At 64.5% G+C, this 18,913-nt stretch carries 16 protein-coding genes and 1 pseudogene; 8 read left to right on the top strand and 9 right to left on the bottom strand.

The window, feature by feature from the left end:
- Positions 1–161: 161 nt before the first annotated feature.
- The 3 genes from purF to radA form a co-directional block, all read right to left on the bottom strand.
- On the bottom strand, positions 162–1,667 hold the full coding sequence (gene purF, locus AC0L3J_RS06030; RefSeq protein ID WP_085352900.1) for an amidophosphoribosyltransferase: 1,506 nt from the start codon (positions 1,665–1,667) through the stop codon (positions 162–164).
- 28 nt (positions 1,668–1,695) lie between these two features.
- Positions 1,696–2,325: a CvpA family protein gene (locus tag AC0L3J_RS06025; protein WP_007592055.1), complete on the bottom strand. Its 630-nt coding sequence runs from the start codon at positions 2,323–2,325 to the stop codon at positions 1,696–1,698.
- 166 nt (positions 2,326–2,491) lie between these two features.
- Positions 2,492–3,937, bottom strand: a complete 1,446-nt coding sequence (radA, locus tag AC0L3J_RS06020) for a DNA repair protein RadA (protein WP_007592053.1) — start codon at positions 3,935–3,937, stop codon at positions 2,492–2,494.
- Between the two features lie 217 nt (positions 3,938–4,154).
- Here radA and AC0L3J_RS06015 point away from each other — a divergent pair, with 217 nt between their 5' ends.
- Both AC0L3J_RS06015 and AC0L3J_RS06010 read left to right on the top strand, forming a co-directional pair.
- The gene (locus AC0L3J_RS06015; RefSeq protein WP_473346373.1) at positions 4,155–5,312 is read left to right on the top strand and encodes an ABC transporter substrate-binding protein; all 1,158 of its coding nucleotides are present in this window, start codon (positions 4,155–4,157) and stop codon (positions 5,310–5,312) included.
- Positions 5,312–7,381, top strand: coding sequence for a putative bifunctional diguanylate cyclase/phosphodiesterase (locus AC0L3J_RS06010; protein WP_473346372.1), 2,070 nt, complete (start codon positions 5,312–5,314; stop codon positions 7,379–7,381). Before AC0L3J_RS06015 ends, AC0L3J_RS06010 begins: the two co-directional genes overlap by 1 nt.
- An 11-nt stretch (positions 7,382–7,392) precedes the next feature.
- On the opposite strand, the gene AC0L3J_RS06005 is transcribed toward AC0L3J_RS06010, so the two are convergent.
- Positions 7,393–8,118, bottom strand: coding sequence for a sulfite exporter TauE/SafE family protein (locus AC0L3J_RS06005; protein WP_473346371.1), 726 nt, complete (start codon positions 8,116–8,118; stop codon positions 7,393–7,395).
- A 189-nt stretch (positions 8,119–8,307) separates the two neighbouring features.
- Here AC0L3J_RS06005 and AC0L3J_RS06000 point away from each other — a divergent pair, with 189 nt between their 5' ends.
- From AC0L3J_RS06000 to AC0L3J_RS05990, 3 genes are all read left to right on the top strand, one after another.
- Positions 8,308–9,186, top strand: a complete 879-nt coding sequence (locus tag AC0L3J_RS06000; protein ID WP_473346370.1) for a L,D-transpeptidase — start codon at positions 8,308–8,310, stop codon at positions 9,184–9,186.
- 314 nt (positions 9,187–9,500) lie between these two features.
- Entirely contained in the window at positions 9,501–9,869 is a 369-nt protein-coding gene (locus AC0L3J_RS05995; RefSeq protein WP_456764673.1) for a GFA family protein, read from the top strand.
- A 97-nt stretch (positions 9,870–9,966) separates the two neighbouring features.
- Positions 9,967–10,782 (top strand): DUF4886 domain-containing protein, encoded by an 816-nt coding sequence (locus tag AC0L3J_RS05990; protein WP_456764672.1) that lies wholly within the window; start codon positions 9,967–9,969, stop codon positions 10,780–10,782.
- A gap of 1 nt (position 10,783) precedes the next feature.
- Here AC0L3J_RS05990 and AC0L3J_RS05985 read toward each other — a convergent pair whose 3' ends face one another.
- Positions 10,784–11,554, bottom strand: coding sequence for an exodeoxyribonuclease III (locus AC0L3J_RS05985; protein WP_456764671.1), 771 nt, complete (start codon positions 11,552–11,554; stop codon positions 10,784–10,786).
- 40 nt (positions 11,555–11,594) lie between these two features.
- On the opposite strand from AC0L3J_RS05985, the gene AC0L3J_RS05980 reads away from it, so the two are divergent.
- Positions 11,595–11,813, top strand: coding sequence for a hypothetical protein (locus AC0L3J_RS05980; protein ID WP_473346369.1), 219 nt, complete (start codon positions 11,595–11,597; stop codon positions 11,811–11,813).
- Positions 11,814–11,825: 12 nt separating this feature from the next.
- Here AC0L3J_RS05980 and alr read toward each other — a convergent pair whose 3' ends face one another.
- From alr to AC0L3J_RS05965, 3 genes are all read right to left on the bottom strand, one after another.
- Positions 11,826–13,106, bottom strand: a complete 1,281-nt coding sequence (alr, locus tag AC0L3J_RS05975; RefSeq protein ID WP_473346753.1) for an alanine racemase — start codon at positions 13,104–13,106, stop codon at positions 11,826–11,828.
- Positions 13,107–13,157: 51 nt separating this feature from the next.
- Positions 13,158–14,666, bottom strand: a complete 1,509-nt coding sequence (locus tag AC0L3J_RS05970; RefSeq protein ID WP_027569657.1) for a replicative DNA helicase — start codon at positions 14,664–14,666, stop codon at positions 13,158–13,160.
- A 757-nt stretch (positions 14,667–15,423) separates the two neighbouring features.
- The gene (locus AC0L3J_RS05965) at positions 15,424–16,674 is read right to left on the bottom strand and encodes a class I SAM-dependent methyltransferase (RefSeq protein ID WP_473346368.1); all 1,251 of its coding nucleotides are present in this window, start codon (positions 16,672–16,674) and stop codon (positions 15,424–15,426) included.
- A gap of 281 nt (positions 16,675–16,955) precedes the next feature.
- Here AC0L3J_RS05965 and AC0L3J_RS05960 point away from each other — a divergent pair, with 281 nt between their 5' ends.
- Together AC0L3J_RS05960 and AC0L3J_RS05955 are read left to right on the top strand one after the other, a co-directional pair.
- Positions 16,956–17,966 (top strand): hypothetical protein, encoded by a 1,011-nt coding sequence (locus AC0L3J_RS05960; RefSeq protein ID WP_473346367.1) that lies wholly within the window; start codon positions 16,956–16,958, stop codon positions 17,964–17,966.
- Between the two features lie 59 nt (positions 17,967–18,025).
- Positions 18,026–18,228: pseudogene (locus AC0L3J_RS05955) on the top strand (hotdog family protein); the annotation flags it as partial.
- A 38-nt stretch (positions 18,229–18,266) separates the two neighbouring features.
- Here the strand turns inward: AC0L3J_RS05955 and rplI are convergent.
- Positions 18,267–18,872, bottom strand: coding sequence for a 50S ribosomal protein L9 (gene rplI / locus AC0L3J_RS05950; protein WP_007592024.1), 606 nt, complete (start codon positions 18,870–18,872; stop codon positions 18,267–18,269).
- Positions 18,873–18,913 lie beyond the last annotated feature (41 nt).

Raw genomic sequence — 18,913 nt, 5'->3', positions numbered from 1 at the left:
AAAGGTTCTATCCAGCGTCGTCCTGGCGAAAGCCAGGACCCATACGCCGTGACGTTTATGGCTAGGGAAGATGATTGTCACACCTTCTTCGAACCAGAGAGGCCGGTGGCAATGGGTCCCGGCCCCCGTGCGCAATTGCGCGCTAGGCCGGGACGATGAGCCTAGCTCGCCTCCGCCAGCAACGACAATTGCCGCGGCTGCTGCTCGGTCTGGGTCTGGTCGGTGAGGTGGGTCGGATACGCCCCGGTGAAGCAATGATCCGAGAATTTCGGATTGGCGGGGTCGCGGCCGGGCTCGCCCATGGCGCGGTACATGCCGTCGATCGACAGGAAGGCGAGCGAGTCGGCGCCGATGATCTCGCGCATCTCTTCCAGCGAATGTGTCGCTGCAAGAAGACCGCCGCGGTCCGGCAGGTCGATGCCGTAATAGTCGGGATAGAGGATCGGCGGCGAGGCGAGGCGGAAGTGCACTTCCTTGGCGCCGGCATCGCGCATCATGCGCACGATCTTCTTGGAGGTGGTGCCGCGGACCAGTGAATCGTCGATCAGGATGATGCGCTTGCCTTCGATCGCGGCGCGGTTGGCCGAATGCTTCATGCGCACGCCGGATTCCCGGATCGCCTGCGTCGGCTGGATGAAGGTACGGCCGACATAGTGGTTGCGGATGATGCCGAGTTCGAACGGGATGCCGGAATGCTGGCTATAGCCGACCGCGGCGGGTACGCCGGAATCCGGCACCGGCACCACGACGTCGACCGGCACGTGGCTCTCGCGCGCGAGCTGCGCACCGAAGGCCTTGCGCACCTCGTAGACCGAGCGTCCGTGGACGATGGAATCCGGACGGGAGAAGTAGATGTATTCGAAGATGCAGGGGCGCGGCGCGATCGGCGGGAACGGCTTGTGGATGTCCTGGCCGCTCTCATCGAACACGATGACCTCGCCGGGCTCGATGTCGCGGACGAAGCGCGCGCCGATGATGTCGAGTGCGCAGGTCTCGGAGGTCAGGATCGGGCAACCATCGAGTTCGCCGAGCACCAGCGGACGGATGCCGCGCGGGTCGCGCGCGCCGACCAGCTTCTTGTTGGTCAGCGACACCAGCGCATAGGCGCCCTCGATCTCGCGCAACGCGTCGATATAGCGCTCGATGAAACGGCTGCGCCTCGAGCGCGCGACCAAATGCAGGATCACCTCGGTGTCGGTGGTCGACTGCATCATCGCGCCGTTCTTCACGAGCTCGCGGCGCAGCGTCAGGCCGTTGGTGAGGTTGCCGTTGTGGGCGACCGCAAGGCCGCCGGCATTCAGTTCGGCGAACAGCGGCTGCACGTTGCGCAGGATGGTCGCGCCGGTGGTGGAATAGCGGACATGGCCGACCGCCATCGTGCCGGGCAGGCGGTCGATCACCTCGCGGCGGGAGAAGGTGTCGCCGACGAGGCCGAGGCGGCGTTCGGAATGAAAGCGGCCGCCGTCATAGGAGACGATGCCGGCGGCTTCCTGCCCGCGGTGCTGAAGGGCGTGGAGGCCGAGCGCCGTGATGGCGGCGGCATCGGGGTGGCCGTAGATGCCGAAGACGCCGCATTCCTCCCGCAGCGTATCCCCCTCCAGATCGTCTTGAAGTTCCAGCGCGGCCGGGCCGAGATCAAGTAGGGCGTCCTGGTCAGGATTTCGCATCTCGTCCGAGCCTCTCGTTAGGGCCTAATCAACGCGCCGCGGGTTTCTCGATCAGCTTTTTAAGACTGTCGCGAGCCGGTTTGCTGTATCCGTCGCCACTGCCCGAAGGCTGCTGCTCGGAATCAGTTTGCTCTTCATCTGGTTTGTTTTTCTTGAATCTCTTCAAGATGGTGTTCTCGGGGTCGTCAGGCAAGAGGGCCATCAGCCAATCCCCGGTTCCCTGCAGCACCACGCGGGATTTAGCCCCTGTGACCCAGTCCGGGCGCTGCTTGTCCGGCACCAGCCAGGTGAAGAACAGGAAGGCGACCACGACGATCAAAAGCCCGCGTGCCAGCCCGAACAGAAAGCCGAGCGTGCGGTCCAGTGCGCCGATTCGCGAATCCAGGATCATGTCGGAGATCCGGACCGTGATCACGGAGACCACGACCAAAGTGCCCACGAACACGCCGGCGACCACGACCACGCTCGCGACGGTATCGTTGTTGAAATAGGTCTTTGCGGTCGGCAGCAGCTTCGAGAACGAATAAAGGGTGACGATCGCCGCCGTGCCCCAGGCCGCGATCGACAGGATTTCGCGCATGAAGCCGCGAACCATGGCGAGCAGGCCCGAAATCAGCATCACACCGAGCAGGATCAGGTCGAGGATGGTTACTGGCATCGGCTGGTCTGGTCCGCTCGTACTTCAAGGTGCTCAGCGAATCGGTGTTTGGCCGCCGCCCCTAAGTGAGGGCCAGACGACGTTCCCGGCAAGGCCGCAACCACGCAATCCCATGCTGCTTTTGTGACGGCTGTATAGCGGCGAGGGCGGGGGACGTCACCACCGGCTAACCCTCTCCACGGCGGAATCTTGCCGGTGTGGCATTTTTCTCTGCCGGTGCGCTCGAGTCGCCCCGCCGGGAGCCGCGGGCGGCGATCTCGGCGACCAGCGTGGTCAGGCTGTTGATCGCGTTCAGCGACAGGCCGGCATCGCCGGCGGCTTCGCCCCGGGCCGATTCGGGCAGCACGGCGCGCTGAAAGCCGAGTTTTGCCGCTTCTTTCAGCCGGGCCGGGGTCTGCGCCACCGGGCGCACCACGCCGGAGAGCGAGATCTCGCCGAAATAGACCGCATCGGTGGGTAACTGCGCATTAACCAGCGAGGACACCAGCGCGGCCGCGGCGGCCAGATCGGCCGCGGGCTCGTGGATGCGCAGGCCGCCCGCGACGTTCAGATAGACGTCGTGGCCGGACAGCTTGACCCCGCAATGGGCTTCCAGCACCGCCAGCACCATCGACAGCCGGCTCGGATCCCAGCCGACCACGGCCCGGCGCGGGGTGCCGAGCGAGGTCGGCGCCACCAGCGCCTGCAATTCGACCAGAACGGGCCTTGTGCCCTCGATGCCCGCGAAGACTGCGGTGCCGGGCGTGCCGAGATCGCGCTCGGACAAGAACAGCTCGGAGGGGTTGGTGACTTCGCGCAGGCCAAGCCCGGTCATCTCGAACACGCCGATCTCGTCGGTCGGTCCGAAACGATTCTTCACGGCACGCAGGATGCGGAATTGCTGCGAGCCTTCGCCCTCGAACGACAGCACCGCGTCGACCATGTGCTCGACCACGCGAGGGCCGGCAATCTGGCCGTCCTTGGTGACATGGCCGACCAGGATGATGGCCGCGCCGGTCCTTTTGGCAAAACGAATCAGGGCCTGCGCCGAGGCGCGCACCTGCGTCACCGTGCCGGGCGCCGATTCCACCGTGTCGGTCCACATGGTCTGGATCGAATCGATCACGATCAGCCGGGGCACCGCGCCCTCGGACAGCGTCGAGACGATGTCTTCGACCGACGTCTCGGCGGCGAGCTGCACCGGCGCATCCGACAGCCCGAGCCGCTCCGCGCGCAACCGCACCTGTGCGACCGCCTCTTCGCCGGAGATGTAGACGACGCGGTGACCGGCGCGCGCGAGCAGGCTTGTGGCCTGCGTCAGCAGCGTCGACTTGCCAATGCCGGGATCGCCGCCGACCAGAAGCACCGAGCCGCGCACGAAGCCGCCGCCGGTGACGCGATCGAGCTCCGTCATGCCCGAGGACAGGCGCGGGGCGTCCTGGGTTTTTCCGGACAGGCTCTCCAGCGCGAACGTCCGCCCCTTTCGCTTGGAGCGGATCGACACCGGCACGCTGCCGGTCGTGTCCTCCTCCGCGAGCGTATTCCACTCGCCGCAGGACTCGCACTTGCCCTGCCAGCGGTTATAGGCCGCGCCGCAGTTCTGGCAGACGAAGGAGAGTGTGTTCTTGGCCATGGGGACAGCGAGTCCGGGAACAGCGAGTCGGGGGTTTCAGGTTTGCTGATAGCACGGAATGACGGGTCGAGAGCGTCAGTCCGAGCGGACCGCATATCGCAGTTCGGCACGCCCGATACACCCTTTGTTAGCTCTATGCCGCCGCGTCCGGCCGGACTTTGCCAAATATTAGCGGACGGGGGTCCAGTTTCGGAACCGATACGGGATGGCGAAACGAATGACAGGACTTTTGCGGATATTGCTGGCTTTCGGCATCGCCTGCGGCGTTCTGATGCCGCCTGGCGGCGCTGTTGCGGCCGATGCGAAGCGTCTCAACGTCGTCTTCGTCAACCCGGGCAAGTCCGGCGAGGTCTATTGGGACATGGTTTCGCTGACCATGCAGGCCGCCGGCCGCAAGCTCGGCGCGCATGTCGAGGTGCTGACCAGCGAGCGCAATTACCGCACCATGCAGGAGCTCGGGTTCGGCGTGGTGGCACGCAGCGACAAGCCCGACTTTCTCATTCTCTCGAACGAGGAATCGGCCGCCGTCCCGATCATGGAGGCAGCCGAGGCCGCTGGGATCAGGACGCTGCTGCTCTCGAACACGTTGATCGGTGACGATGCGGCGCGTCTTGGACCGCCGCGTCAAAAGCTCAAGACCTGGCTCGGCGACATCACGACCGATCTTCAGACCGCGGGCGCGCGGATGGCCAATGCGCTGATCGACGCGGCGCGTGCCGAGAAATGGCAGAGCCCGGACGGCAAGATTCACATTCTCGGCATCGGTGGCGACGAGATCACGCCCTCCTCGATCGCCCGCAACGCGGGTCTCAAGCTCGCGGTGGACGCCGCGCCCGACGTCGTGGTGGATCGGATGCTGTTCGCCAACTGGACGCGGTCGGAGGCCGAGCATGTCACCACGAACTATCTGAGCTGGGCCGCGCGCAAAGAGATCCGGCCCGCAGGCATATGGGCCGGAAACGATCCGATGGCGCTCGGTGCGCTTCGCGCGGTAAGCGCTGCCGGTCTCACGCCCGGGCGGAACATCCAATTGGTCGGCCTCAACTGGTCGGAGGATGCGCTGCGCGAGATCAAGGCGGGCCGCTTGCTCCTGACCGACGGCGGTCACTTCCTGCTCGGCGGCTGGTCGATCGTACTCTTGCGCGACTACGCCGATGGCTGCGATTTTGCGGACGTATCATCCCGTGTCGAGGTCAAGACGTCCGCGATCACGCGCGAGAACCTCGCTGCGGTTGGCGAGCTCATCACCACGCGTGCCTTCGACCGGATCGATTTCGCGCGTTTCAGGGCCAAGGCAGGGCGCTGCGGCCAGTACGACTTCTCCGTCGATGCGCTGATCTCGTCGCTGGCCCCTGTGGAAGGCGCTGCCGACTGATGCGAAACGGCGACAACATGACCGATCCGGATCGCAAGCAGCAGGCGGCGCCGCCGCGCTTGCGATCGGTCGTCCGTGCGATGATCTGGGCGACAGTACCTGTTCTGTTGCTGGTTCAATTGCTCGCCTCCGCCGGTGTGGAGGCGTCGAGCTTCTGGTCGCAGATCAGGCAGCTCGACGCGCGCACCGCCCGCCTCGCCGAGAGCCGCGCCGAGCTGATTGCCGAACCGCTCTGGAAGATGCGCTACGACCAGGTCACGAGCGTGCTCAACGAGATCATGCACGACGAGAGCATCGCCGCGGCGGCCGTTTACGACGATACCGGAATCGCGATCGCCCACGTGGTGGCGCGCCCGACGGGGCAGGCGGTCGCGGAGATCTCGCGCCCGATCAACTACAGCAACGGCAACATGGCGGTCCAGGCCGGCCGCATCGCGATCGTATATTCGCATGCGGCGCTCTACGCAGACGCGGGCAGCCGGCTGGTGCTGCTGCTGGTCGTCGGCCTGTTGGCAACGTTTGCGACCCTGATCGCCATGCGGATCTCCGCCAACCTCTTCATCGGCAGACCGCTGGCGGCGATGATGTCCGCGATCCAGCGCAGCAAGCAGGACGGCCGCGCCTATCCGGCGGAGGTCAAATCCTCGAACGAGTTCGGTCAGCTCGCGCATGCCTTCAACGCCATGCAGCACACGACGTCGGGTGCGCTCGACCGGCTCGGCCACATGGCCGCGCACGATCCGCTCACGGGGCTGCCCAATCGCCGTTCGCTCTCCGAGCACCTCGCGACCCTGAGTCACGATGCCGGCTCACCGGACGCGCTGATCGCGCTCTGCTTCATAGATCTCGACGACTTCAAGGGCATCAACGACACCTTTGGCCATGATTCCGGCGACAAGTTCCTGGTGCACATTTCCGAGCGCCTTCGTGGTGCGGTCGAACCGCAAGATTGGGTGGCTCGGCTCGGCGGCGATGAATTCGTCGTCATTCGACCCGAGGTCAGCAACGAGGAGACCGCGCAGAGGTTTTCGCGCCACTTGCTGGATGCGATTTCCGAGCCGATCCGGCTTCACGACAAGCAAGTCGTGCCGCGTGCCAGCATCGGCCTTGCCGTGCGCCGTGCCGGAGATCCAGAGCTTTCGCACCTGCCGGCGCTCGCCGACATCGCGCTCTACCATGCCAAGAGCAAGGCGCCCGGCACGGTCGCGGTGCTCGACGAAGCGCTTCAGCGCGACTATCGCCGCCGCCGGGAGCTCGAACTTGCCATTCCCACAGGCTTCGACGAGAGGCAATTCGAGGTCTGGTATCAAAGCCAGGTCGATCTCGAAAGCCACGACATCGTCGGCCTGGAAGCGCTGATCCGCTGGCGCCATCCGGAACATGGTGTGATCGGTCCGGGCGAATTCCTGCCGCTGATCGAGCGCAGCGGCAACAATGCGCGGCTGACGCGCTATGTGCTCACCGACGCCTGCCGCGCCCTGCAACATCTGGCTGCGGCCGGCAGGCCGCATATCCGGATCGCAATCAATCTGCCGCCGTCCGAGCTCGCCGACCATTCGTTCGCCGCCGAGCTGCGCGCGACCTGCGCGCGCTTCGACGTGGCGGCATCATTGCTGGAGCTCGAGATCACCGAGGGATCGCTGATCAACAACATGGCCAGCGCATCCGAGACGCTGCACCGCCTGCGGCGCCTGGGTGCCACCATCGCGCTCGACGATTTCGGCACAGGCTACAGCTCGCTCGCCCATCTCAGGCGGTTTCCGCTGGACAAGGTCAAGATCGACAAGGCCTTCATCAGCGAGATCCCCGATAGTGCGGAAGACAAGGCGATTGTTGGCGTCATCGCATCGCTCGCCGGCACGCTGGGCCTCACTTTGGTGGCCGAAGGCATCGAGCGGGCCGAGCAGGCCCAGGCGATGCGCGAGATGGGCGTGAGGTTCGGGCAGGGCTTTCTCTATCATCGGCCGCAGCCACTTGAGGCCGTGTTGGTATGGCTCGAGGGACGGCCGGTCCACCAGAGCCGCGTCATCGCGGATAGCCCGTCGATCGCGCCCGAATTTGCGGTCTGAGCGCAGCGCGGCTACGGCTGCGCCGCATTCCACAGCATGGAGAGGCCGGCGGCGATCATGATGGCGTCCATCACCACGCGGAACATCTCCGGCTTCAGGCGCAGCACGAAGCGTTTGGCGATGAAGGCGCCCGCCATCAACGACGATCCAGCGACCAAGCCTTTGACGAACACATCGCCAGTCAGCGCGCCGAACCGTTCGAAGGTCACGGATTTCGCGGCATAGAGCCCGAGCGAAGAAGCCGCTTCGGTCGCGAGGAAGGCGCCCCGGGACAAGCCGTAGAACAGGAACAGCGGGACGCTGAGCGGGCCGGTGGAGACGACGATGCCGGTGAGATAACCGATGACGGCCCCGCCGATCGCCAGATGCCAGAGATTGGCCTTGAGATCGTGCCGCGCCAGCCAGTGTCGCACCGGCACCATCACGATCAGGAAGACCCCGATGGCGAGATCGACGGCGTGAGAGGGCAGGGCCAGCAGCGTCCGCGCGCCGAGCACGGCGGCCGGAATGCCTGTCACCGAATAGGCCGCGCAGGCCCGCCAATCGACCTCGCGCCACCAGGCCAGGATTCGCGAGAGATTGGCCATGACGGCGGCCACCGCCATGATCGGCACCGCCTCCTTTGGCCCATAGGCATAGACAAGCACCGGCATCAGCATGATCGACGAGCCCGTGCCCACGATGCCGGAAATGGTGCCTGCGATGAGGCCGACGATGAGGACGAAGAGAAAAGCCAAAACGGTCTCCACGAATCGGGAGTTTAGCCGCGGCCAGGGGCGCAGGCGATCTGCGAGGCGAGGGAACCCGGTCTTGCCGAGAGTTCGGCGTTAACCATCGCCGACGGTTCCAGTCTGAGCGAAATCGCTTCGAAGTTTCTTAAATCTTACTGAGTACCTCTCGTGAGCATAGTGACCTGGGGGAAGAGTATGGCTAAGCGGTCCAAGCGCGGAAAGGCGGAGACGTTCGCAATCCCGATGGCCGCGAGAGTTGCAATTGGCGCCGTGGCCGTCGCCGCGCTGGGGTACGGTTTGCTGTCCCGACCGACGAACCTGCAACCGGCACGAAAGCCGTCCGCGCACGAAGCCCAAGCGTCGTCAACTCCGGTTTACGTCTCAACGCCGGTTCGTGCATCACCGTCAGCACCGGCTCCGACGCCAGCTTCGGCTCCGCTTCCGGCCCCGGCGCCTCTGGTCGAACCGCCCAAAGCGGCCGACGTTCCCGGAGCATTGGTGCGGCAGGTGGTTGACTATGCCAGCCGCCAGACGCCGGGCACCGTGATCATCGATACCAAGAACACATTCCTCTATCTCGTTCTGAACGACGCGCAGGCACTGCGCTACGGCATCGGTGTTGGCCGCGAAGGTTTCACATGGTCCGGTGAGCAGACTGTGGCCCGTAAAGCAGAGTGGCCGGATTGGCATCCGCCTGCGGAGATGGTCTCGCGTCAGCCCTATCTGCCGCGGTTCATGGCAGGCGGTCCCGGCAATCCGCTTGGCGCTCGGGCGATGTATCTGGGCGACACGGAATATCGAATTCACGGCACCAACAAGCCCGATACGATCGGGAAGCGGGTCTCGTCCGGCTGTATCCGACTGACTAATGAGGACGTCGTTGACCTCTATGATCGCGTGAAAGTCGGCGCGAAAGTGATCGTGCTTCCGACGACCGTTGCCCGCCGACCACCCCAGGGAGCGCCGGCCGACGCCGCTTTCCGGTTGCCGGACCCGGCATCGCCTTCGAACCGCTTCTCGGCAACTCACGCGCAGATGCCGTCATCCGGACCGAAGATCGCCGAGGCCCAGTAACGCGTCCTCATCCTGCAACAGAGGACAAGGAGGCAATGCAAGGCGCCTACGAGGTCAGCTCCTGGCCCATCGCACCGTTTGCGTGTCGGGCGAAGTATCTCGACCGGTGAAAACCTGCGTTTCGGAGCATGCGTAACCCATTGATTCGCCAGCGGTCGGCTACTGTGCATGGGGTTGTTTTTCATGTTTTTGTTGAGTTGGCGCGGCAAGTCGGGGCTCGCAGCACATAGGTCAGGTCCGGCTGCGCGCTGCTGACAGCATGTTGGCAGCAGGGTCCGGCTACGACCATCTCCTGACAAAACGGAGAGTGGGTCATGCGGGTCGAGGGAAGCTGTCATTGCGGTGAGACGGTGTTCGAGGTGACGGAGCCGCCCGCGAGCGTGACCCGTTGCACCTGCTCGCTCTGCGCCAAGCGCGGCGCGTTGTGGGCCTATTACACACCGGCGCAGTTTCGGCTGCTGTCGCCCGCGGAGAACGTCGCGACCTATCTCTGGGGCAGCCGCACCGTCAAACACCATTTCTGCGCAAGCTGCGGTTGCGGTACCTATTCGGAGTCGCCGGACTGGTCGACCGGCAAGCCCGATTTCGACAATCCCAGGGTCGGCGTCAACGCGCGCCTGTTCGACGAGTTCGATCTCGAGGCCGTGCCGGTGACCATGATCGACGGCAAGAATCTGTGGTGAGCATGCGCTCTCACGCATGTCTGCTGCTCGTCCGTGCTCTTGAGGCACTCTTGAAAAGCTGATCTGTTTCCGCCCGACAGAAAAGGGGAGGTAGCCGATGATGCGTCTTTTCGCGCGAGTGATGCTCGCGATGTGTCTGGCCGTTGTAGCCGGCTTCAATGCGCAGGCGCAGACCAAGCCCAAGGTCACGACATCAGGACCGGATTTCCCCAAGGCCGCGCTGTTCGTCGGCAACAGCTTCTTCTACTACAACAACGGCATGCCCGGGCATCTCTCCTTCATGGAGCGGGCTGCGTATCCCGAAAACAAGGCGGCCTATCGCAACACCATGGCAACGATCGGCGGCTCCGGCCTCGATTGGCACGACATGGACAATCTGCTGCGGCCGGGCGGCCTCGGCGCCTATTCGTTCGACGAGCAGAACAACGTCGTCTTCAACAAGCCGGGCAGGCAGTACGACGCCGTCGTGATGATGGATTGCAGCCAGTGCCCGATCCATCCGCAGTTGAAGGACGCGTTCGCGACCTTCGTGAAGAAGGACGGCGAGATTGTCCGCACGCATGGCATGCGGCCGGTCCTGTTCATGTCCTGGGCTTACGCCGACAAGCCTGAGATGACGGAAGCGTTGGCCGAGGCCTACACGATTGCAGGCAATGCCAATGATGCGCTGGTGATTCCCGCAGGTCTTGCCTTCGCGCGCGTGCGCAAGCTGCAGCCCGAGCTCAATCTGTATGCGCCGGACAAGCGGCACCCGAGCCCCGCAGGCACGTATCTGGCGACCTGCGTGACGTTCGCCGCACTGACGGGCCGCTCGCCGGTCGGCAATTCCTACACGATGGGATTGGACGCACCGACGGTGGAGCTGCTGCAGAAAGCAGCGTGGGACACGGTGCAGGAATATTACGGGCGCTGACCTAGCGCAGCACGACCCAGGCCGGTGCGTGATCGCTCGCGCCTTCCTCGCCGCGAACCCCCTTGTCCACGCCGGCTTTTGCCAGGCGTGAGGCGAGGGCAGGGCTGAGCAGGAGATGATCGAGCCGCAGGCCCGCATCGCGCGGCCAGCGGTTTCGCTTGTAATCCCAGAAGGTGTAGATGCGCTTCTCCGGGTGCAGTTCGCGGATCGCGTCGCACCAGCCTTGTGCCACCAGCGAGGCAAAGGCCGCACGGCTCTTCGGCTGGATCAAGGCATCCTTGTCCCACGAGCGCGTCGGATAGATGTCGATCTCATCAGGGGCAACGTTGTAGTCGCCGGCGAGCACCACGGGCAGCTCCTGCTTGATCAACGTTTTGGCATGGCGCTTGAGCCGCGCGAACCAGTCGAGCTTGTAGTCGAATTTCGGTCCCGGCTGCGGATTGCCGTTCGGCAGGTAGATGCTGGTGACGATGACACCGCGTACCGCGGCCTCGATGTAGCGGGCTTCGTGATCGGCAGGCTTTCCCGGCAAGCGATCGCGGGTAAGAACGGGCTCGGCATTGCGGGCCAGGATGGCGACGCCGTTCCAGGTCTTCTGTCCACACCACACTGCGCCGTAACCGGCCTTTTCGATCGCGGCCGCCGGAAATTCGCCATCACTTGCCTTCAACTCCTGAAGTGCGACGACGTCGGGCTTCGCCGTTCGCATCCATGCCAACAGATTGGGCAGGCGGCGATTGATGTTGTTGATGTTGAAGGTCGCGATCTTCATGTAGAGCTACCGGCTCCTGCCTTCCGTTACCGGAGAAACAATGTCCAAGTTGAGCTTTGCCGTTATTGCCGTCGCCGTTGCGTTCTCCGGGGTCGCCTCGGCACAATCATCCGATCCGCGCGGCGCGTGCAAGGCGGACTATGACAAATTCTGCGCCGGCCTTGCGCCGGGCGGCGGCATCGTCGCCTGCCTCAACGCCAAGCGCGATCAGCTCAGCGCAACTTGCAGGACGGCGCTGGACAGCAGGAAAAAGAAGTAAGCGGCGAGCTGCTCAGCCCGGCAGCGGCGGCGGGCTAGCGGGCTGCTCGACCGGCGGCGGAGCGGCCGTCTGCTGCTCGACCGCCTGTGCGGGCGCCGGCCTGCCCAGCGGCTCCACCACATTTCCGCCCTTGTAGATGCGGGCGTAGCGGCGGCCGAGGCTGGTCAGCACCTCGTAGCCGATCGTTCCGAAATGATGCGCGAGCTCGTCGACGGTGATGCCCTCGCCGAGCAGCGTCACCATGTGGCCGCGCCGCGCCGCGTTCGGCGGCAGATCGGTGATGTCGATCGCGATCAGATCCATCGAGACGCGGCCGGCGACCGGACAGCGCTTGCCCGCGACGATGACCTCGGCACCGCGGGTGCCGTCGTTGGAGCTTGCGGCGCGGAAATAGCCGTCGGCATAACCGACCGCGATGATCGCGAGTTTCGTCGGCCGCCGTGCGGTCCAGGTGCCGCCATAGCCGACGCTCTCGCCGCGCTCGATATTGCGGATCTGCACGATGCGGGCCTTGAGATCGACCACCGGCTGCATCGGATTGTCGGCCTCCGGCGTCGGGTTGACGCCGTAGAGCGCGGCGCCCGGCCGCACCATGTCGAACTGGAAGGGGGCGCCGAGGAAGACGCCGGACGAATTGGCGAGTGCCGCCGGCACGCCGGAGAATTCGCTGGCGATGCCGCGGAAGGCCGCGAGTTGCTTGGCGTTCACCGGGCTGTTGAGCTGCTCGGCCGAAACCAGATGGCTCATCACCAGCGTGATGCCGTGATCGCCGGCGTTGATGCGGGGGATGATGGCCTGTGCTTCTGCAAGCGTCAGGCCGAGCCGATTCATGCCGGTGTCGATGTGGATGGCGGCGCCACCGGTCCAGCCGGTGCGGCGGCAGAACACGTCCCATTCGGCGAGCTCGTTGAGATCGCCGATCACGGGGCGGCAGTTGATCTGGGCGTAGTGCTCGCCGGTGTTCTGGAAATAGCCGCCGAGCACGTAGATCGCGGGCTCCGGCACCGCCGCGCGCACCTTGCGCGCTTCCTCGATAGTGGCGACGAAGAAGGTCTTGCAGCCGGCCTTGTTCAGGGCACGCGCGACCTGCTCGGCGCCGCAGCCATAAGCGTCTGCCTTGATCACCGCCGAGCATTCGGCCGGCACCGCCGTCTTCTCGAGCTTGCGCCAATTGGCGATGATGGCATCGAGATCGACGGTGAGCACGCCGCCGAAGGTCGCGAGCGCGGCAGCCTGATTGGCCTCCGCGGAGAGAAGGCCGGATTGCGGGATCATTTTCGGGTCGGACGCCATTGTCATGGCGCCGTTTTACGCAAGAGGCCGGTCGGGTTCAACCCAGGGAACTCAGTAGTCGTTGCCGCTGCGGTCCGGCACCTGGCTGTCCGGCGCAAGATCGCCGAACCGTGTGATCGACGCTTCGAAGGCCACATCGACGGTGCCGGTCGGGCCGTGGCGCTGCTTGCCGATGATGACTTCGGCCTTGCCGTGCGCAAGATCCATGTCCAGGCGCCATTTTTCGTGCTCGGGTGTGCCCGGGCGCGGCTCCTTGTTTCCGAGGTAATATTCCTCGCGGTAGACGAACAGCACGACGTCGGCGTCCTGCTCGATCGAGCCCGATTCGCGCAAATCCGAGAGCTGCGGCCGTTTGTCGTCGCGCGACTCGACCTGGCGCGAGAGCTGCGAGAGCGCAATCACGGGCACGCTCAGTTCCTTGGCGAGCGCCTTCAGACTGGTCGTGATCTCGGTGATTTCCTGCACGCGGTTTTCGCTGCGCTTGCCCGAACCCGACAAGAGCTGGATGTAGTCGATGACGATGAGGTCGAGGCCCTTCTGCCGCTTCAGCCGGCGGGCGCGCGCCATCAGCTGGGCAATGGAGAGACCGCCGGTCTCGTCGACATAGAAGGGCAGCGACTGCAGCTCGATCGAGACCTCGCGGATCTTCTCGAAATCGGCCTCCGAGATGCCGCCGCGGCGGATCGAGGAGGAAGGGATGCCGGTGCGCTCGGCCACGATACGCGTGGCGAGCTGGTCGGCCGACATTTCGCAGGAGAAGAAGCCGATGACGCCGCCATGGGCGGCCTTCATGGTGCCGTCGGCCTGGAGTTCTGGAACGTAGGCCCGGGCGACGTTGTAGGCGATGTTGGTTGCAAGCGAGGTCTTGCCCATGCCGGGGCGGCCGGCGACGATGATGAGGTCGGAGTGCTGCAAGCCGCCCATCTTGGTGTCGAGGTCGCGCAGGCCGGTCGAGATGCCCGACAGCTTTCCGTCGCGCTGGAACGCTTTCGCGGCCAGATCGACCGCAAGCGTCAGCGCCTGCGAGAATTTCTGGAAGCCTCCGTCATAGCGGCCGGATTCGGCGAGTTCGTAGAGGCGGCGCTCGGCGTCCTCGATCTGCGCCCGCGGCGCGAAGTCGACCGGGGCATCATAGGCGACATTGACCATGTCCTCGCCGATGCCGATCAGGTCGCGTCGCAATGCCAGATCGTAGATGGTGCGCCCATAATCCTGCGCATTGATAATGGTGGTCGCTTCGGCGGCGAGGCGCGCCAGATATTGCCCGATGGTCATGCCGCCAATATCGGTGTCGGCGGGCAGGAAGGTCTTCAGCGTGACGGGCGTCGCGATCTTGCCCATCCGGATCAGGCTCGAGGCGGTCTCGAAGATGGTCTGGTGCAGCGGCTCGAAATAGTGCTTCGGCTCCAGGAAGTCGGAGACGCGGTAAAACGCGTCGTTGTTGACCAGGATCGCGCCCAGCAGGCTCTGTTCCGCCTCGATATTATGCGGGGCGCTACGATAGGCGGGGGTTCCGGCTTCGGGCGCGAGTTTGAGTACGTTCGAATCAGTCAGGGCCATGGTCGAGCGATAGCAATTTTCTGGGGCGGATGCGGGGCCGGGATAAAGCGCCGCCTCAGACCAAAGCGGAAGCAAAAGCTCGCCGCTATCAACCGATCATTAAAATGGTGGATGATTGGCCGCTGCAGCCCGCGCCGCGCTTGACGGATTTTCCTGGAACCATGTCGGGACCTGAAAGCCGTCGCTACCGCGCCACGGAAAACGCTCGTTGAAGTGAACCTAATGGGTTGGCGGGCCGACGTATCGAGACGCGCGCGAAATGACGCACGCTGGGCGCTTTCGGCTCGGTTCAGACCAGCAGGAGGTAAACCAGTGCAACCAGAGCCGCCCCGACGCCGGTAGCGATCAAGGCGTAATCGGTGCGGAGGTCGTCCTGCACGTCGAATGAGGTTTGGGTCTCTTTGCTCATGGCGACGGTCTATGCCAGGGCCGACGAGACTTATGTGAAGCAGATCACATCTCCCCGGATTCTTTCGGGGGTACAGCTGGAACAGGCAGGCGGGCGGGGGGTTGTCTCCCGATCCCCCACCAGGGAACGAGGCAAGCGATGCGGCCAGAACGGCAGCCCCGGAATTGGCGAAGCGAAGCAGGCAGCCGACTTTGGCTGTCGGGGCTGATCGCGGCCATGGAGCACGCTGCGAGGCCGGAAGTGCGTCGGGAGCCGGTCGCCCCCGAAATCCTGAAGGCACTGCGGATGCAATTGGCCTTAACGGCCTCTTTCCGGTCCGCTCCGATTTCGACCCTGCGCCACTAGGACTTATTCACCAGCCAGCTTCAGCCTCGGCTTAGCGCCGGCCTCGACGGCCCGCAGCCGGGCTTCTTCACGCGCGATGTAGTTGCGTGTCATCGGCACGACGCCCTGACGCCGGGTGAGTTGAATTTGGAAGTTCATCATATCCTGCTTGCGGAACGTCATCTCGCTGGCTGCCAGATAAAATTCCCACATCAGCGCGAAGCGCTCGTCATATAGCTGCACGGCTTCTTCGCGCCGCGCCATGAAGCGCTCGCGCCATGCCTTGAGCGTTTCGGCGTAATGCAGGCGCAGTATCTCGATGTCGCAGACCAGCAGGCCGGCCCGCTCGATCGCCGGCAGCACCTCCGAGAGAGAAGGGATGTAGCCGCCGGGAAAGATGTATTTGGCGATCCACGGATTGGTGGAGTCCGGGCCCTGCGAACGGCCGATCGAGTGCAGCAACATGACGCCGTCCTTGTCCAGCAGCTCGGCGCAGCGCTGGAAGTAGGTGTCGTAGAAGCGCGCGCCGACATGCTCCAACATGCCGACTGAGACGATGCGGTCGAACGGGCCGGCGATGTCGCGATAGTCCTGAAGCAGGAATTTGGCCGATCCGGTCAGGCCCTTTTCGGCTGCGCGCGCATTGGCGATCTGCAACTGCTCGGTCGACAATGTGACGCCAGTGACGTCAGCACCTGCGATCTCGGCGAGATAGAGCCCAAGTCCGCCCCAGCCCGAGCCGATGTCGAGCACGCGCTGGCCGCCCTTGACGAGCAGCTTTGCGGCGATGTGCCGTTTCTTGGCGAGCTGCGCATCGTCGAGCGTGCTCTCCGGCGTCTCGAAATAGGCGCAGCTGTATTGCTTGTCGGCGTCGAGGAAGAGCGAATAGAGCCTCGCATCGAGATCGTAATGGTGTGCGACGTTGCTGCGGGAGCGCGGGCGCGGATTGAACTGCTTCAGGTGCCGCACCAGATAACGCAGGTGCCACCAGGGTTTTGCCCAGTGCGGCAATAGGTCGGGTTGATCGAGCAGGATCGCGAGGGCATCAGCTATGGTGCCGTGCTCGACGACGAACTCGCCGTCCATGTAGGCTTCGCCGAGACCGAGTTCGGGATTGACGAGGATCTTCCGCTCTGCGTCCGCGGTGACGAAGCGGACTGCGACCGGTTCGCCCAAGCCGTCGCCGACGGTGAACTTCGAGCTCTTCGCCGTGGTCACCGTCATCGACCCGCGGCGGATGAATTGAGACAGGAATTGACGCAACAATCGATCCATCGGCACCCATCCTCTCGAGCGGACCCGAAGAGATGCGACTAACCCGGCCTTTGACACCCTACGCCCGGGCATCTCAGCGGTTCCTATGCGTTTGCATCTAGATCTAGGGAGGTGTCCCGCGCCCGCTATTGCGCTGTGCTCAAAGCGGATATTCCAAAACCGCTTAATCACATCCTTGCGCGCGGAGGCTGCTTCCATTCGCGGCTCAATCGGATAAAAGGTGACCCGCCGCGGCGCCGCCTACCGGCTGCACCTCTCGGAATTCAATGGAGATGATGGGAATGTCGAGCCGAGCGCTCAGCCTCGCGACGATCTTGCTTCTGATCGGCTTCGGCGCGACCGATACCGTTCTCGCGCAGGCGACGAACCTCGAGGCCGGCAAGGCCCCATCCCAGCTTTTCGCGCAGACCTGCAATGCATGTCACAAGAGCCCGCGCGGCCTGTTGAAAACGGTGGCGCCGGGCTCGCTGCCGGGCTTCCTGCGCCAGCATTACACGACCAGCTCCGACATGGCCGGCGTGCTCGCCTCCTACCTCGTCTCCAACGGAGCCACCGACACCCGCTACCAGGCCAAGGACGGCAAGGACAAGAAGGACGGCGCCAAGGACAAGGATAAGGACAAGGAAGCCAATACCAATCCCGCGCAGTCCCCTGAACGTCAGGGTCGCCGCCAACGTTCCCAGGAATCCGCCAAGCCGGAAGGCGAGGGTGCCGCTCCCGCGGCCGAGGGCGCGCGTCAGAAGCGTGCCGCGCGGCCGGCCGAAGAAGGAACGAAGGAAGGCGCGAAGCCCGAGAGCCAGGCTGCCCCCGAAGGGCGCAAGGCCAAGCGTCTCGGCAAGCGTGGCAAGCCGGGAAGTGATGAGGCGCCGAAGGTCGATGCCGCGGCGCCCACGACAGACGACAAGAAGTCCGAGCCGAAGGTCGAGTCCAGGCCCGAGACAAAGCCCGAGACTGCGAAGGGGGACACCGGCGAGGCTAAATCCGAAGGCAACAAATCTGAAGGCAGCAAGCCGTCCGAGAAGCCCGCCGAGGCCAAGCCGGAAAGTGCCAAGGTTGAGCCGCGCGGCAGCGAGACTCCGGCGTTGCGGCCCGATCCAGTGCCGCAGGTGACGCCGGCGGCACCGTCCGCCGCGAAGCCCGCCGAACCGGCTACGCCCAAGGCGGCGGAAGAGGCTGCTCCCAAACCCGCCGCGAGGTCCGAACCGCCAGCGAAGTCGCAGGAGCCCGCGCCCGCGACCACTGCGGCGCCAGCCGAATCGTCCGGTCCGCCGACGCCGCCGATTTCGCGATAAACGACCATATTTATAGACACGCGGAGGCCGCGCTCTGGCGCGGCCTTCGTCGTCTTGGGTACAAGCCCAATCTGTTGTCGCCGCGGCCTGCAAGAAGCATCTGCCGGGCGAGGGTGATCAAGCCGGGGCGTCAGGTCTCCGTGGTCGCGGCCGACGTTTTCTGCGTCACCGACGGCGTCGAGAAGCAACCGGCAACGGCGCTCGCGTCGATCGCGATGCTGAGCGAGGACGTTGCCGCCAAACGAAAAGCCCGGCCGCCTGAGGCGACCGGGCTTCGAAAGCCTTGCGCGAATGCGAGGCTTACTTCTCGGTCTCTTCCGCAGCCGGCGCCGGCTCGGCGTCGTCCTGCTGGGCTTCCGGGTCGAAGAACTCGCCGGCAGCTGCGATGGCTTCGGCCGCAGCATCCCGGTCTTCGTTCCGGCTCGAGATGTCCTCGCCGCGGTTGATGCGCTCGGCCTCGTCCTGGCTGCGCGCCACGGTGACACTGATCTCGATCTCGACCTCGGGGTGGATGGCGACCGTGATGGTGTGCTTGCCGATGGTCTTGATCGGCGCGTCGAGCTGAACCTGCGGGCGGGACAGTGAAACACCGTCGGCTTCGAACGCCACGACGATGTCGCGCACGTTGACCGAGCCGAACAGCTGGCCGGCTTCCGAAGCCTGACGGATCACGATGATGTTCTTGCCCTGGATCTTCTCGGCGACCTTAGACGCCTCGCCCTTGGACTCAAGATTGCGAGCCTCGAGCTCGGCCTTCATGCCGTCGTACTTGGCACGGTTGTCGGCGGTGGCGCGCAGCGCCTTGCCGCGCTTGAGCAGGAAATTGCGGGCATAGCCGTCGCGAACCTTCACGACTTCGCCCATGTGACCGAGCTTGTTGACGCGTTCCAGCAAAATGACTTCCATATTCGTTCTCCTTTGATGTGTTGAGTGAGTTGGAATTTCGA

Source organism: Bradyrhizobium sp. Kon37, from assembly GCF_055807535.1.
This window is presented reverse-complemented; position numbering and strand designations above follow the sequence as displayed.

Bases quoted from the DNA above. Each gene is read 5' to 3' on its own strand.
- purF (WP_085352900.1), bottom strand. From the start codon at position 1,667: ATGCGAAATCCTGACCAGGACGCCCTACTTGATCTCGGCCCGGCCGCG.
- AC0L3J_RS06025 (WP_007592055.1), bottom strand. From the start codon at position 2,325: ATGCCAGTAACCATCCTCGACCTGATCCTGCTCGGTGTGATGCTGATT.
- radA (WP_007592053.1), bottom strand. From the start codon at position 3,937: ATGGCCAAGAACACACTCTCCTTCGTCTGCCAGAACTGCGGCGCGGCC.
- AC0L3J_RS06015 (WP_473346373.1), top strand. From the start codon at position 4,155: ATGACAGGACTTTTGCGGATATTGCTGGCTTTCGGCATCGCCTGCGGC.
- AC0L3J_RS06010 (WP_473346372.1), top strand. From the start codon at position 5,312: ATGCGAAACGGCGACAACATGACCGATCCGGATCGCAAGCAGCAGGCG.
- AC0L3J_RS06000 (WP_473346370.1), top strand. From the start codon at position 8,308: ATGGCTAAGCGGTCCAAGCGCGGAAAGGCGGAGACGTTCGCAATCCCG.
- AC0L3J_RS05995 (WP_456764673.1), top strand. From the start codon at position 9,501: ATGCGGGTCGAGGGAAGCTGTCATTGCGGTGAGACGGTGTTCGAGGTG.
- AC0L3J_RS05990 (WP_456764672.1), top strand. From the start codon at position 9,967: ATGATGCGTCTTTTCGCGCGAGTGATGCTCGCGATGTGTCTGGCCGTT.
- AC0L3J_RS05985 (WP_456764671.1), bottom strand. From the start codon at position 11,554: ATGAAGATCGCGACCTTCAACATCAACAACATCAATCGCCGCCTGCCC.
- AC0L3J_RS05980 (WP_473346369.1), top strand. From the start codon at position 11,595: ATGTCCAAGTTGAGCTTTGCCGTTATTGCCGTCGCCGTTGCGTTCTCC.
- alr (WP_473346753.1), bottom strand. From the start codon at position 13,106: ATGGCGTCCGACCCGAAAATGATCCCGCAATCCGGCCTTCTCTCCGCG.
- AC0L3J_RS05970 (WP_027569657.1), bottom strand. From the start codon at position 14,666: ATGGCCCTGACTGATTCGAACGTACTCAAACTCGCGCCCGAAGCCGGA.
- AC0L3J_RS05965 (WP_473346368.1), bottom strand. From the start codon at position 16,674: ATGGATCGATTGTTGCGTCAATTCCTGTCTCAATTCATCCGCCGCGGG.
- AC0L3J_RS05960 (WP_473346367.1), top strand. From the start codon at position 16,956: ATGTCGAGCCGAGCGCTCAGCCTCGCGACGATCTTGCTTCTGATCGGC.
- rplI (WP_007592024.1), bottom strand. From the start codon at position 18,872: ATGGAAGTCATTTTGCTGGAACGCGTCAACAAGCTCGGTCACATGGGC.